General features: G+C 68.4%; 12 protein-coding genes. 8 read left to right on the top strand and 4 right to left on the bottom strand.

The genetic code is table 11. The annotated features are described in order from the left end of the window. Nucleotides 1–312 precede the first annotated feature (312 nt). Nucleotides 313–2,028, top strand: a complete 1,716-nt coding sequence (locus ACTIR_RS0101275; protein WP_026452933.1) for an AMP-binding protein — start codon at nt 313–315, stop codon at nt 2,026–2,028. A 224-nt stretch (nt 2,029–2,252) separates the two neighbouring features. On the opposite strand, the gene ACTIR_RS0101270 is transcribed toward ACTIR_RS0101275, so the two are convergent. The 3 genes from ACTIR_RS0101270 to ACTIR_RS21060 form a co-directional block, all read right to left on the bottom strand. Then, nucleotides 2,253–4,127 carry a DUF262 domain-containing protein gene (locus ACTIR_RS0101270; RefSeq protein ID WP_026452932.1) on the bottom strand — a complete coding sequence of 625 codons (1,875 nt, stop codon included), beginning with the start codon at nt 4,125–4,127 and terminating at the stop codon, nt 2,253–2,255. Between the two features lie 417 nt (nt 4,128–4,544). Beyond that, the gene (locus ACTIR_RS0101260) at nt 4,545–4,934 is read right to left on the bottom strand and encodes a hypothetical protein (protein ID WP_233345795.1); all 390 of its coding nucleotides are present in this window, start codon (nt 4,932–4,934) and stop codon (nt 4,545–4,547) included. Further along, nucleotides 4,894–5,202 carry a zinc finger protein gene (locus ACTIR_RS21060; protein WP_084789276.1) on the bottom strand — a complete coding sequence of 103 codons (309 nt, stop codon included), beginning with the start codon at nt 5,200–5,202 and terminating at the stop codon, nt 4,894–4,896. Before ACTIR_RS21060 ends, ACTIR_RS0101260 begins: the two co-directional genes overlap by 41 nt. Nucleotides 5,203–5,538: 336 nt before the next feature. Between ACTIR_RS21060 and ACTIR_RS0101250 the strand changes: the two genes are divergently transcribed. From ACTIR_RS0101250 to ACTIR_RS0101220, 7 genes are all read left to right on the top strand, one after another. Beyond that, entirely contained in the window at nt 5,539–6,384 is an 846-nt protein-coding gene (locus tag ACTIR_RS0101250) for a helix-turn-helix domain-containing protein (RefSeq protein WP_026452930.1), read from the top strand. 2 nt (nt 6,385–6,386) lie between these two features. Continuing rightward, nucleotides 6,387–6,584, top strand: coding sequence for a DUF397 domain-containing protein (locus tag ACTIR_RS0101245; RefSeq protein WP_019808809.1), 198 nt, complete (start codon nt 6,387–6,389; stop codon nt 6,582–6,584). A gap of 106 nt (nt 6,585–6,690) precedes the next feature. Continuing rightward, a complete protein-coding gene (locus ACTIR_RS0101240; RefSeq protein ID WP_026452928.1) occupies nt 6,691–6,999 on the top strand; it encodes a DF family (seleno)protein in 309 nt (102 codons plus the stop codon). A gap of 133 nt (nt 7,000–7,132) precedes the next feature. Continuing rightward, nucleotides 7,133–7,795: a class I SAM-dependent methyltransferase gene (locus tag ACTIR_RS0101235; protein ID WP_026452927.1), complete on the top strand. Its 663-nt coding sequence runs from the start codon at nt 7,133–7,135 to the stop codon at nt 7,793–7,795. A gap of 115 nt (nt 7,796–7,910) precedes the next feature. Then, a complete protein-coding gene (locus ACTIR_RS0101230; protein WP_026452926.1) occupies nt 7,911–8,291 on the top strand; it encodes a DUF6188 family protein in 381 nt (126 codons plus the stop codon). Nucleotides 8,292–8,869: 578 nt separating this feature from the next. Beyond that, nucleotides 8,870–9,697, top strand: coding sequence for an MBL fold metallo-hydrolase (locus ACTIR_RS0101225; protein WP_026452925.1), 828 nt, complete (start codon nt 8,870–8,872; stop codon nt 9,695–9,697). A gap of 101 nt (nt 9,698–9,798) precedes the next feature. Then, a complete protein-coding gene (locus tag ACTIR_RS0101220) occupies nt 9,799–10,383 on the top strand; it encodes an AAA family ATPase (RefSeq protein ID WP_034237734.1) in 585 nt (194 codons plus the stop codon). Nucleotides 10,384–10,387: 4 nt separating this feature from the next. Here ACTIR_RS0101220 and ACTIR_RS21055 read toward each other — a convergent pair whose 3' ends face one another. Beyond that, on the bottom strand, nt 10,388–12,490 hold the full coding sequence (locus tag ACTIR_RS21055; protein WP_034237732.1) for a HelD family protein: 2,103 nt from the start codon (nt 12,488–12,490) through the stop codon (nt 10,388–10,390). Between the last annotated feature and the right edge of the window lie 121 nt (nt 12,491–12,611).

Here is a 12,611-nt window from a genome sequence, read left to right as displayed (position 1 = left end):
CGGGTGCGCGCGCCGTGGAACTCCGCCAGGCGCAGCGTGCCGTCGGCGACCGGGCCGCCGAACGCGATGTCGACACCGGTGTGCCGCCGCACGGACGCCAGGGCGGAGCGGAACAGCCCGCCGTCACCGGCCCGGGCGTCGTCGCCGTGGGTCCGCATCCTCGCCACCCTCGAAACGGTCGTTCCTGGTGGCCGCATGGTAACGCCGGTCACTACCCCCTCGGGGGTAGCGCCGCCTCCGGCCGGGCACGACCATGACGGCTGTGCCCCGGCGCACACCCACCCAGCCGAACGTCACAAGGGAGTGCCTTCGATGACCTCGACCTCGCAGCGCTCGCGGGACGCCTTCCTCGCCGCCCGGGAGCTGCTGCTCCGGTACCGGGAGGACTACGACAGCGCCGCCGCCGAGTTCGCCTGGCCGGAGCTGGACGAGTTCAACTGGGCGTTGGACTGGTTCGACCGCCTGGCCGCCGACCCGGCCTTCGCGACGAGCCCGGCGCTGTGGATCGTGGAGCAGGACGGCACCGAGACGAAGGTGACCTTCGCCGGGATGGCCGAACGCTCCGACCGGGTGGCGAACTGGCTGCGCGCGCAGGGGGTGCGCCGCGGCGACCGCGTGATCCTGATGCTGGGTAATCAGGTGGAGCTGTGGGAGACGATCCTGGCGGCGATGAAGCTGGGCGCGGTGCTGATCCCCGCCTCGACGCTGCTGGCGCCCGCGGATTTGGCCGACCGGGTGCGCCGCGGCGCCGTGCGGCACGTCGTCGCCCGCGCCGAGGACGCCGCGAAGTTCGCCGACGTGCCCGGCGACTACACCCGCATCGCCGTGGGCGGCCCCGTGGACGGCTGGCTCGACTACGCCGACTCCGCCTCCGCCGACGCCGCGTTCACCCCGGACGGGGCGACCCGGGCCGACGACACGCTGCTGCTGTACTTCACCTCCGGCACCACCGCGGCGCCGAAGCTGGTGGAGCACACCCACGCCACCTACCCGGTGGGGCATCTGTCCACGATGTACTGGATCGGGCTGGAGCCCGGGGACGTGCACCTGAACATCTCCTCGCCCGGCTGGGCCAAGCACGCCTGGAGCAACGTGTTCGCCCCGTGGAACGCGGGCGCGTGCGTGTTCCTCTACAACTACAGCCGCTTCGACGCCGACGCGCTGCTCGGCCACATGCAGCGGTGCGGGGTGACGAGTTTCTGCGCCCCGCCGACGGTGTGGCGGATGCTGATCCAGGCCGACCTGACCACGCTGAGGACCCCGCCGGCGAAGGTGGTGGGCGCCGGGGAGCCGCTGAACCCCGAGATCATCGAGCAGGTCCGCCGCGCCTGGGGGATCACCATCCGCGACGGCTTCGGCCAGACCGAGACCACCGTGCAGATCGCCAACACCCCGGGCCAGAAGGTCAAGCCCGGGTCGATGGGCAGGCCGCTGCCCGGGTTCACCGTGGCGCTCGTCGACCCGGCCACCGGCACCCCGGGCGACGAGGGCGAGATCTGTCTCGACCTCGCGGCCCGCCCGCTCGGCCTGATGGTCGGCTACCGCGACGACGAGGACCGCACCGCCGAGGTGATGCGCGACGGCTACTACCACACCGGCGACATCGGCAGCCGCGACAGCGACGGCTACCTCACCTACGTCGGCCGCGCCGACGACGTGTTCAAGGCCAGCGACTACCGGATCAGCCCGTTCGAGCTGGAGAGCGTGCTGATCGAGCACGAGGCGGTCGCCGAGGCGGCCGTCGTGCCGTCCCCCGACCCGGTGCGGCTGGCCGTGCCGAAGGCCTACATCACGGTGGCCGCCGGGCACGCGGCCGACCGGGAGACCGCGCTGTCCATCCTCCGGTTCGCCCGCGAACACCTCGCCCCGTACAAGCGCATCCGCAGGCTCGAATTCGCCGAACTGCCGAAGACCATCTCCGGCAAGATCCGCCGCGTCGAACTCCGCGGCCGCGAGGACGAACTGCACCCGGACGCCGACGCCACCCCACCCGGCGAGTACACCGACAAGGACCTACCTGAGGTGTAGCGGGAGGCGCGACCGCGCAACGGTGCCCGACACGGGTCGGCGGGTGAACCGGGCTCCCGCCCGGAACAGACGCTCTCCCGGTCGGGGCCGTTTCGCGGTAGTACGGTGGATCGCCTCGCGGAGCTCACCCTCCGGCTCTCAACATCGTGGCGACGACGTCCCTCCTCATGTGCGGCTACCTGGTGTTATAAGCATTCGGAGGAGTTGGCTCATAATGCTTATCTTCAGGGGCGGTACTGCTCGAGACGCTCGGGGTCCCAGACTCGGTGGACCAGGGCCCGCACCAGTTCGGTGCGCTCGGCGTGTTCGGCCTTGCCGAAGCGGTCGTAGGGCCGGAACGGCAGGCCCTCCCGGGCCAGGAAGGCGGTGAACTGCGGCTGGTGCTCGTACGTCGCCGCGGTCAGGCTGGCGGCGTAGAGGTTCTGTTTCGCGTAGTGCGGTGCCTTCTCCTCGAACGGCCTGTCCTGATAGCTCCGGTTGACGTCGGCGGGCAGGAGCACCAACCCGGCGACGTGGTCGCGGTAACGGTCGAACTCCTCCCGGGTGGGACACTCGTCGGCGTAACGCTCGTGGTCGTCGGCCCAGATGTGCTCGATGTCCCAGGGGTTCTTCAGGCTCCGGTCCACGAGTTCGCCGAACGGGTCCGGTTGTCCGGACTCCAGTGCGGTGTAGGCGGTCAGTCGGGCCAGCAGGTGGTAGATGTAGCGCTTGCTGAACTGGTTCACGCCCAGGTCCGGGATGCCGTACCTACCCCGGCTGCTGCTTCCCTCGAACGACACGTCCGTCTCGTCCTGCGCCAGCTTCGCGCGCAGCGTGTCGATCAGTTCCGGCAGGGCCAGGCCTCGGATCTCCCGGCACAGCGCCCACATGGCGTAGCTGACGCTGGAATAGCCGACCCGGATGTAGTTGACGGCCCGGCGCATGACCCAGATGTCGAGGTAGGTCGCCGTGGCGGCGAGCTTGCGGCGCACCGTCTCGTCGTCGTCACCGACGTTGAGCGGCGCAAGCAGTACGGTGCCCTGCCAGGTGAAGTCGTTGTGCGCGTTGTAGAACACGGGTTCGAGCCCGGGGGTGTAGTGCTGACTTGCGGCCAGCACCTTCAGGTAGGCGCGCTTGAAGAACGGCATCTCGTCGGTCATCAGCGCGCGGTTCTTCGCCGCGTCGCCGACGCCGACCCGCACGGCGTTGTCCCGGACCCAGCGGTGGAACGTGGACCCGATGAGTTCCCAGTCGCGGTCCACTGCACCGGCACGACGTTCCCGGATCGACTCGGCGTAGCGGGCGCGCAGCCACGCCTTGACGAAGGTCGCGTCCCGTTCGGCGTCCGGGGCGGGTTCCCAGGAGACGAGTTCGGAGACGGTCTTCTTCCAGACCCGGTTGGCGTGGGCCCGATCGGTGGAGTCGGAGATCGCCCCGAGCAGGTAGGCCTTGAGCATGTCGACCGGGCTCAGCGGCTTGCCCCGGTCGTTCATCGTCTCGAAGATCGCGTAGGCGTGCGAGTCGGTCTCGGTCGCGATCTCGATCAGTCCGACTTTGTGCATCAGCCAGTAGAGGAACGGCTCCAGCCCGTCGCCGAGCTCACCGGCAAGGTCGATCGAGACCAGATCGTCGTAGCGGGCCTTGATGGCCCGGACCGACTCGTCCTCGCCCGCGGCGTCGTAGTCCTCGCCGTTGAACAGCGCCCGGAGGACGGGCACGCGTTCGGGAATGTCGAGGTTGAATTTCTTCTCGCCGAGGGAGTCGGAGAAGATCAGGAACCCGACCGTCGTGGCCACCCCGAGGCCGCGTTCGTGCGCATGGCGATACAGATAAATCAGGAGCAACGTCAGCGACGTGACACGCTGCTGCCCGTCGACCAGGTAACTCTTGTTGTCCCGCTGGGTGACGATGATCGACCCGAGGAAGTAGTCACCGTAACGACTGACGTCCTGCGGTGTGTGGTCGGAGCGGTAGTCCGACGCGAACTTGTTCTGCAGGTCGGTGACCAGCTCTTCGAGGTTCGCACGCTCCCACTTGTACTCCCGCTGGTACTCGTCGATCGCGAAGGATCGCGACTGCAGAAGTTCCTGGATGGTGCGGTAGTGCGGCACGATGCTCATACTTCTCCCCCCTCGCCGCCCGGCAGGCGCGTGTGTCCGGCACCGAGAGTCGGCAACAATGCCGCCTCGCTCCGCGAATCCGCACAGGAATACAGCACAGACTCCCCTTGCACACACGTCGCCCGGCGGGCGGAATGGTTACGACTCACGAACCGACGCTCACCGAGCCGCCGAAAACCTCCGACAGGAGCCGGTGTGGCACGGTGAATTCCTCCCACACCGTGGCCACACCAAGGTTCGCCACCACTCGCCTTTCGGTCTCAGCGTCTCGACGTCGGATTCGGTGGACTCACCGTACTTTTCCGCGAAGGCCGTGTCGATCACGGATCAGTTTCGTCGACGGCCTCGGCCACCGCTGCCGACGCCGCACTGCTGACGCACACGAGCGGGGTGTCCCGGTCTCCGCGGGTCGGCAGCTCAGAGTTCTGCCGAGCCGAGTGCGTCGACGGGGCACCAGTGGTTGCGGCTGCAGTCGTCGAGGCACCGTTGGATGCAACCACCGCAGAAGCGGCCGTCGACGGTGTCGTACGGCTGGTCCGGACGGGCCACCGGTTCGGCGGCACAGAGGGCGCACGGCCGTGGCGGGAGCGCCCGCAGTCCGGAGAGCACGCGACGCAGCACGTCCATGCCGGGGGCCTCGGTCCGCCGTAGGGCCTGCCGGGCGCGGGCCCGCTCGGCATCCGGGTCGGTGGCGGGCCAGAGGTCGGAGATGCGGTGCAGCACGGTGGTGTCCGCGGCGTGCAGCGGCGGCAGCCGCAGGGTGGTCTCAGTGGGGCCCGCGGGGGTGGGGCGGTCGGGGTGACACATCGAGAGTCCTCGGAGACGGGGCTTCGGGCGCGGACGACGGCTCGGGCAGGGGTGGGATCTCGGCGGCGGGGAAGTTCTCCCGCACCCGGACCTCGCGGTCGCACGCCCAGCAGGTGGGTTCCAGCCACTTGCCGAGGAGATCGGCCTCGCCGGGCACGACGTCGTGGCCGCACAGCACCGGCAGCGGGTCTCCGACCTGCGGCCGGGTGGTCTCGGCGTCGTAGGCGTGCCGCCTGCCGCCGGCCTGCTGCCACTGCCACCGCCGCATCACCGGCACCCCCGACACGGCGTGGCGTGCGGATCGGGAGCCACCTCGGCCAGTGGGGAGATGCGTCCGCATGCGGTGACCACCGCCGCGCCACCGGCCTCGCTCCAGGTCCAGCCCACCGCACGATGCTGCTCCCCACCCCGCGTGACCCACGTATCGGGCGGTATCGCCGCTGCTCGCTTGTCGCATCGGACAACTCTCATCGGCCCTCCACCTGTGCAATTGGTACCAGCGGTACCAGTGGTACAGCACCGACAGTGACAGTTAGTGTCACCTGGGTCAATGCACCGAACGGGCTACCCATAGGAAACGCGGCACCTACGTATGCTGTGGTGCATGGCTGGTACCACGCCGAAAGCACGGGCGCTCGGGGCAGAACTTCGCAAGGCGCGCCAGGCCGCCAAGCTCGGCGTCCGGGAACTCGCCGCGATGTTGGAGACCCCGCACGCCACGATCTCGCGGTGGGAAACCGGCCAACGCTCGCCGCTTCCGGAAGACGTCTCCGCCTACGCGGCCAAGGTCGGAGCCTCAGCCGAGGTCAGGCAGCAGCTCATCGATCTCGCACGCGACGCGGACGGGCCACACTGGTTGTCGGTCGGGATGCCCGAACAACAACGGCAACTCGCGGGGCTACTCGAAGTCGAGCGCACAGCCACACGGATCACAACGGTATCGACCCTGCTGATTCCTGGGCTGTTACAGACCGGCGACTACGCCAGAGCCATCATGCACGCGGCCGACGTGCCCGCCGGTGAAGTCGATACCCGCGTAGCGGTCCGGCTCGGCCGACGTGAGGCGATCACAGGCCGAAACCCGGCGCAGCTCGTCGCATACCTCGGAGAGTCGGTGTTACACGCGGAGATCGGAGGGCCGGAGGTGATGGCAGACCAGCTCGACGCCCTGCTCGACACGACCAAGCGGCCGAACATCGAGATTCGAATCATCCCGACGCGATCCGATTGGCATCCCGGTCTGGATGGTCCCTTCAGCATCGCCGAAGCATCTGACCGTGGTCCGGTAGTGCATCTGGAGAACCGCATCTCAGGGTTGTTCCTGCACGAACCCGACGAGGTCGAGGTGTATCAGAGCGCGGTGGATAAGGTGCACAAGACGGCCATGAGCGTCGAGGAGTCCATAGCGCTCATCGCCCGCGTCGTCGACGGCAAGGAGACAACACCATGAGGATGCCCGAGATCGCTGGGGAATGGCGCAAATCGAGCTTCAGCGCCAACACCGACAACTGCGTGGAGTTCCGCCGGACGGCCGACGGGGGTGTCCAGGTGCGCAACAGCAACCGCCCCGACGACGGCACCATCACCTACACCGCCTCCGAATGGCGGGCCTTCATCGCCGGTGTCAAGGACGGCGAGTTCGACCTCTGAGCCTCGGGTGAGCACTGCGCCGATACAGGACCGGCCGGCGGTGAAGGTGCGGCACCTCCCGCCGGCGGTCCCGGCCCCGCCGCCCGGTTGGAGGCATCATGGGCGCGTGGACGTCGAGCTGTTCTACTTCGCCAGCTGCCCGAACTGGCAACTCGCGCGGGAACGCCTCAACGAGGCCCTGACGGCCGTGGGCCGCTCCGCCCCGCAGGTCACCCTCCGCGCCGTCGAGACGGACGAGGAAGCCCGGGCCCTGCGGGTGCCCGGCTCGCCCACGATCCGCGTGAACGGGAACGATCTCTTCCCCGCCGCGGCGGAGACCGACTGCCTGGCCTGCCGGGTCTACCCGACACCGGACGGCCTCTCCGGCGCACCCACCGTCGACCAGCTCATCCGGGCGCTCGGCAACACTTCCTGAGAGCACCGGATCCTCCTCCGACGGCAACGGCCCCACCGGCGTGCCGACGCCGGCCGCGCCCCGGCGCAGCGCCCGCCGCGTTCCGACGATCGGCGGCTTGCGCCCGGGTGCCGGGGCTGGTTCGGTCCTTCCCATGAGATCGGCGGACGGATCCGACGTAACCGGACAACTGCTCGACGAGCAGATCACCTATTACCGCGCCCTGGCCCGGGAATACGGCGATCACCGCCTACCGTTCTCCGGCGGCGACGAGGTCATCACCGCCCTGGACGAGTTCCGCCCCACCGGGAGCGTGCTCGAACTCGCCTGCGGGCCCGGTACCTGGACCGGCCGACTGCTCCGGCACGCCACCGAGGTCACCGCCGTCGACTCCTCGCCGGAGATGCTCGCCCACGCCGCCGACCGGCACGGCACCGAGCGGGTGCGGTACGTCCACTCGGACATCTTCGACTTCACGCCCGACCGCCGCTACGACGTGGTGTTCTTCGGCTTCTGGATCTCCCACGTGCCGGAAGAGCTGTTCGACTCCTTCTGGACGCTGGTGGCCGACTGCCTCACCCCCGGTGGCCGGGTGTTCTTCGTCGACGACGGGTATCGGACCCCGGACGAGCTCGTCGACGGGGACGACTCCCCCGTCGTGCGCCGACGCACCAACGACGGGACCGCGTACCGGGCGGTGAAGGTCCCGCACGAGCCCGCCGAGCTACAGCGGCGACTGACCGACCTGGGCTGGCGGATCACGGTCACCGCCACCACCACCGGACCGTTCTACTGGGGCGCGGGCGGCCGGGCCTGACCCGGACCCGCGGCGCCGGGGTTTACATGGGGGGATCCTCCCTCGCTACCGCACCGGAAGGCGTCGGATCGAGAGCGCCGGAGGGCTCCTACCCCACACCAGATGGATGCTTCTGATGGATATCAACGAACTGAACGGGAGGGCAATGAACTCGTATGAGTACAATTACACGCTTTCTCTCTCGTTCAGCGGGAACTACACCCTCGCCATCGAAAGCGATGTCGCGGTACGCACCGCCGGTCAGGACGTTCGACTCTCACCGGGCACGGACCCTGGCGCTGGTCATGAGGCACTGTCAGCGCTCACGGGGCTGCCAGTGGTGATGGTGCGAACCGACCCGCAGAACTCCCTCTCCCTGACATTCGCTGACGACAGCCGCTTGTCCGTCGAACCGGACCCAGCGTTCGAGTCCTGGACGCTGTCCGGCCCCGCAGGAGAGCGAATCGTCTGCATGCCGGGTGGAGAACTTGCGGTGTGGTCGTCCCGGGACGACTGACGACCAATCCAACAAAAAAATTCATGGGGCCGAGTCAGTCGTCCCGCTGCGACCATCCGCCTTACCTGCTCTACTGACTCTCGCGATCAGAAAACAGATGATCGCCATCAACAGTGCCACACCGCCGATAACGATGTTCGTTCGTTCCCGTTCGAAGACGAAGGCAACCAAATGGACGACTGCAGGCGCCATCAAGGCCACTGCGAATATAGTCCAAAATCGATCGCGAGTGAGCCTGTTCAACCCGATCCTTCCCGCGTCCTTCCGCTCGTTTCGGCTGTAGCGCTCTCTTCCGGGGCAGGCGGTACTGCCGCGGCTAGGGTGGCATACAGGGGGCGGAAAGCTCACTCCGATGCGGTAGGCGCGCGCGTCGGTGCCTGCCTGCCGAGGCGGATGTCGTCTCGTCTCGAGCCGTCGTGCCGCCATCGGACCCACTCTGTGAGCGGGTCCGGCAGCGTCAGGCGGTCCCGCCGATGTCCGACTCTGTGTGAGCACCTGCCACCTCTCGCGGCACGAGCCCGGCCGATCACCCGGCCGTGTCTTGAGCTCGACCGTGCTCAAGGTCGCACACTCGACGCATGACCGTCTGGATCTGCGCCACCTGCGGGGTCGAACACCCCGACACCGAACGCCCGCCCGAGTCCGACTGCGTAATCTGCGCCGACGAGCGCCAGTGGGTGCCCGAGTCCGGCCAGTCCTGGACGACACCGGCCGAGCTCGCCGATCAGGCGGCCACGCCCGTGCACGAACAGCTCGAACCGGGCCTGCACCGGTTCAACCGCGACCCGTCCTTCGGCATCGGCCAGTGGACCTACCTGGTGCAGACGCCGCGGGGGAACCTGCTGTGGGATCCGCCCAACCACATCGACCCGCCGCTGGTCGAGGAGGTCGAGAAGCTCGGCGGGGCGGCGGTGATCGTGGCCAGCCACCCGCACATGTACGGGTGTCAGGTGAGCTGGAGCCACCGGCTCGGTGACGTCCCGGTGCTGGTGCACGCCGCCGACCGCGAGTGGGTACGGCGCGAGGATCCCGTCCTCCGGGAGTGGCGCGGCACGGAAGAGGTGCTGCCCGGCGTCACGCTCGTCGAGGTGGGCGGGCACTTCCCCGGATCCACCGTCGCCCACCTGCGCCACGGCTCCGACGGTGCGGGCACGCTGCTCACCGGGGACGCCATCGTGCCGGTGGCCCGGAAGGGCTGGGTCACCTTCCTGCGCAGCTTCCCCAACCGGCTCCCGCTGTCGGCGGGGCTGGTGCAGCGGATCGTCGACGCGCTCGAACCGTATCCGTTCGAACGCCTGCACAGCCTGCAGGGCGCCACGGTGGCCGCCGACGCCCACGGCGCGGTGCGCCGCTCCGCCGAGCGCTACATCGCCTGGGTCAGCGGTCGCAACGACCACCTCGGGTGAGCAACACCAGCGGATCGCCTGCGACGCGACGGAGGGTGCACCGCACGGCCGGGTGCGCGAGAATGCCCGCGATCCGCCATCGATCTCGAGGGGGCCGCACGGTGCAGGAGTTCGGGTACGTTCCGGTGGACCGCACGCCGGCTCCGGGCGTTTTCCTGGTCACCGGCATTCCCGGCAGCGGCAAGTCGACCATCGCCGACGCGCTCGCCAAGCGGTTCACGCTCGGCGCCCACATCGAGGTCGACCGGCTGCAGGAGTTCGTCGTCTCCGGCGGGCGCTGGCCGGGGCCGGAGCCGGAGGAGGAAGCCGACCGGCAGCTCTTCCTCCGCGCCCGGAACGCGGGGCTGCTCGCGGACAGCTTCGCCGACGCCGGTGTCCTGCCGGTGATCGACGACGTCGTCGTACTGAAACCGCACCTGGACTTCTACCGCGACTCGGTGCGGGTGCAGCCGCTGCACCTCGTCGTGCTGTCCCCGGACCCCGCGGTGGCCGCTGAGCGCAACCGTGGGCGGGAGAAGGTACTCGTCGAGGACTGGTCCTTCCTCGACGAAGCGATGCGGGGACAGATCCCGAACGAGGGACTCTGGATCGACAACACGGAGCGGACCGTGGAGCAGACCGTGGACGAGATCCTCTCCCGCACCGGCATCCACGCCGACGGTGAACGGGAACCCGGGCGGCGATGATCGCTCAGGCGCCGCCGGTGGTGGCCTCCTTGGCGAACGCCAGGTGCGGGGAGAGCTCGCCCTCGTGCGTCAGATACAGCTCGTGCATGGCCCTCGTGCAGGCGATGTAGAGCATGCTCCTGTCCATCTCGTTCGCGTAGTTCCGCGCGTCCACCTCCGGGACGATCACGGCGTCGAACTCCAGCCCCTTGGCGATGTGCGCCGAGGTGACGATGATGCCCGCGCTGAAGGCCGTGCTGTCGTAGTCGAGGAAGGTCAGCTCGACCCCGGCCGCGGACAGCGCCTCGTAGAGTGCCTTCGCCCGGGGCACCGTCTTGCAGACGATGCCGAGCGAGCGGTTCTCCCCCGCGCGGTGCTGCGCGACGAGGTCGAGGATCTGTGCCCGCTCGTCCGCGCCGTCCGCGCAGGCCAGCACCTGCGGGGGCATGCCGTGCCGGGCCACCGGGACGAGCTTGTCGTTGCGGGAGATGTTCTGCGTGAACTCGGTGATCTCGGCCGTGGAGCGGTAGCTCTTGCACAGCTCCAGGGTGTCGGCGTCGGGGAAGATACTGTGGATCGTGGCCGGCGACGACGAGCTGAACGGGTTCACCGACTGGTTCGCGTCGCCGAGGATCGTCATCGTGCAGGAGAACAGCTCCCGCAGCACCGCGTACTGGACGGGCGTGTAGTCCTGCATCTCGTCCACCAGCAGGTGCCGGATGTGGCTGAAGCTCTCCTGCCGGGACGTCCTCAGCATGGTGTAGATCAGCGGGAAGACGTCGGCGTACTCGATCTTCTTCGCGGCGAGCGGCTTGAACAGTCGTCTGCGGGCGGGGTCGGCCTTGTAGAAGGCCTTGTACATCGCGAACGGGTCCTTGTACGGGAACATGGCGCGGACCTGTTTGCGGACGCTGTTCGTGTCGGCGGTGGTCCACCGGCCGCCCTTGTCCCGGATCTCGTTCTTCAGCTGGTGGACCGCGGTGTTGGCGACGTGGTCGATCCGCGTGAAAATCGGCAGCGAGGCCGACTCGTGGAACATGTCCGCGACCCACTCGGCCGACAGGCGCCGGTGCTTCTGGGCGATGTCGGTGGGGGTGAACTCCCCGGTCTGCGCGGTGATCCAGTCATCGAGGAGGGTGACGAACTCGGGGGTGGCCTTGTAGCGCATGCGTTCGGCCGCCGCGTCGTCGACGTTCTCCAGCAGTGTGGCCACCTGCTCGCTGAACGTCTGGTACCCGGTGACCGTGCCGAGCACCCTGTCCGCGATCCGCTCGAAGTCGATCTCGGCGACGTGGTCCTCACCAAGGTCGGGCAACACGTCGGCGATGTAGTCGCCGAACACCTTGTTCGGCGAGAGGATCATGACATTGTCCGAGGACAGGGTGTCCTTGAAGCGGTAGAGCAGGAACGCCACCCGGTGCAGCGCGATGGAGGTCTTGCCGGAGCCCGCCACGCCCTGCAGGATCAGCACCCGCGCCGTCTCGTTGCGGATCACGGCGTTCTGTTCCCGCTGGATCGTGGCGACGATGTCTTTCATCCGGTCGTCGGCGGACTGGCTGAGCTCGCGCTGCAGGATCTCGTCGTCGATGTTCACCGTGCTGTCGAACAGGTACTCCAGGCGACCACCCCGGATCTTGTACTGGCGCTTGCCGGTGATCTCGCCGTGCGTGGTCCCCTGGGGTGTGGCGAAGTGCGCTTCGCCCGACTCGAAGTCGTAGTAGAGGCTCGACACCGGCGCCCGCCAGTCGTGGATGACGACGTCCTGGGTCTCCGGGTGCGAGAAGTTGTGGATGCCGATGTAGTGGGTCTTCGCCCCGTCCTCGCCGGAGGTGTGGAAGTCGACGCGCCCGAAGTACGGCGAGTCCAACAGCCGCTCGACCCGTTTGCGCAGCATCATCGCGTGTTCGGCCAGCCGCACCGACATGTCCACCGCGCCGCGGTAGTTCGCCTTCTCGGCGAAGTCCATGTCCCGCAGGTTGTCCCACAGGTGCTTCTTGCGCTCGTCGATCGAGGTGGTGGCGGCGTCGATCTCACCGGTGAGCTTTTCCAACTCGGCGGACAACAGTTCGATCGTCCCGGCGAGATGCCGGCGTTCGTGTTCCTCTTCCCGTGTCTGGACGTCCGTCACAGCAGTCTCCGGTTCCGGTTCGTCCGTCTCCGCTGCGCAGGGCAGAATCGCCACGAAAGGCACGACGGAATGGTTCGCGCGTCCCGCACCGTCGCCGGTGTGCGGCACCGGCGACGCGCCG

The organism is Saccharomonospora iraqiensis subsp. iraqiensis, assembly GCF_000430445.1.
GTDB classification, from domain to species: domain Bacteria; phylum Actinomycetota; class Actinomycetes; order Mycobacteriales; family Pseudonocardiaceae; genus Saccharomonospora; species Saccharomonospora iraqiensis.
The sequence above is the reverse complement of the archived record's forward strand: the minus strand, read 5'-3'. Positions and strand labels throughout refer to the sequence as shown.

What these genes read in the sequence shown, in the direction of transcription:
- ACTIR_RS0101275 (WP_026452933.1), top strand. Translation starts at nt 313, where the DNA reads ATGACCTCGACCTCGCAGCGCTCGCGGGACGCCTTCCTCGCCGCCCGG.
- ACTIR_RS0101270 (WP_026452932.1), bottom strand. Translation starts at nt 4,127, where the DNA reads ATGAGCATCGTGCCGCACTACCGCACCATCCAGGAACTTCTGCAGTCG.
- ACTIR_RS0101260 (WP_233345795.1), bottom strand. Translation starts at nt 4,934, where the DNA reads ATGTGTCACCCCGACCGCCCCACCCCCGCGGGCCCCACTGAGACCACC.
- ACTIR_RS21060 (WP_084789276.1), bottom strand. Translation starts at nt 5,202, where the DNA reads ATGCGGCGGTGGCAGTGGCAGCAGGCCGGCGGCAGGCGGCACGCCTAC.
- ACTIR_RS0101250 (WP_026452930.1), top strand. Translation starts at nt 5,539, where the DNA reads ATGGCTGGTACCACGCCGAAAGCACGGGCGCTCGGGGCAGAACTTCGC.
- ACTIR_RS0101245 (WP_019808809.1), top strand. Translation starts at nt 6,387, where the DNA reads ATGCCCGAGATCGCTGGGGAATGGCGCAAATCGAGCTTCAGCGCCAAC.
- ACTIR_RS0101235 (WP_026452927.1), top strand. Translation starts at nt 7,133, where the DNA reads ATGAGATCGGCGGACGGATCCGACGTAACCGGACAACTGCTCGACGAG.
- ACTIR_RS0101230 (WP_026452926.1), top strand. Translation starts at nt 7,911, where the DNA reads ATGGATATCAACGAACTGAACGGGAGGGCAATGAACTCGTATGAGTAC.
- ACTIR_RS0101225 (WP_026452925.1), top strand. Translation starts at nt 8,870, where the DNA reads ATGACCGTCTGGATCTGCGCCACCTGCGGGGTCGAACACCCCGACACC.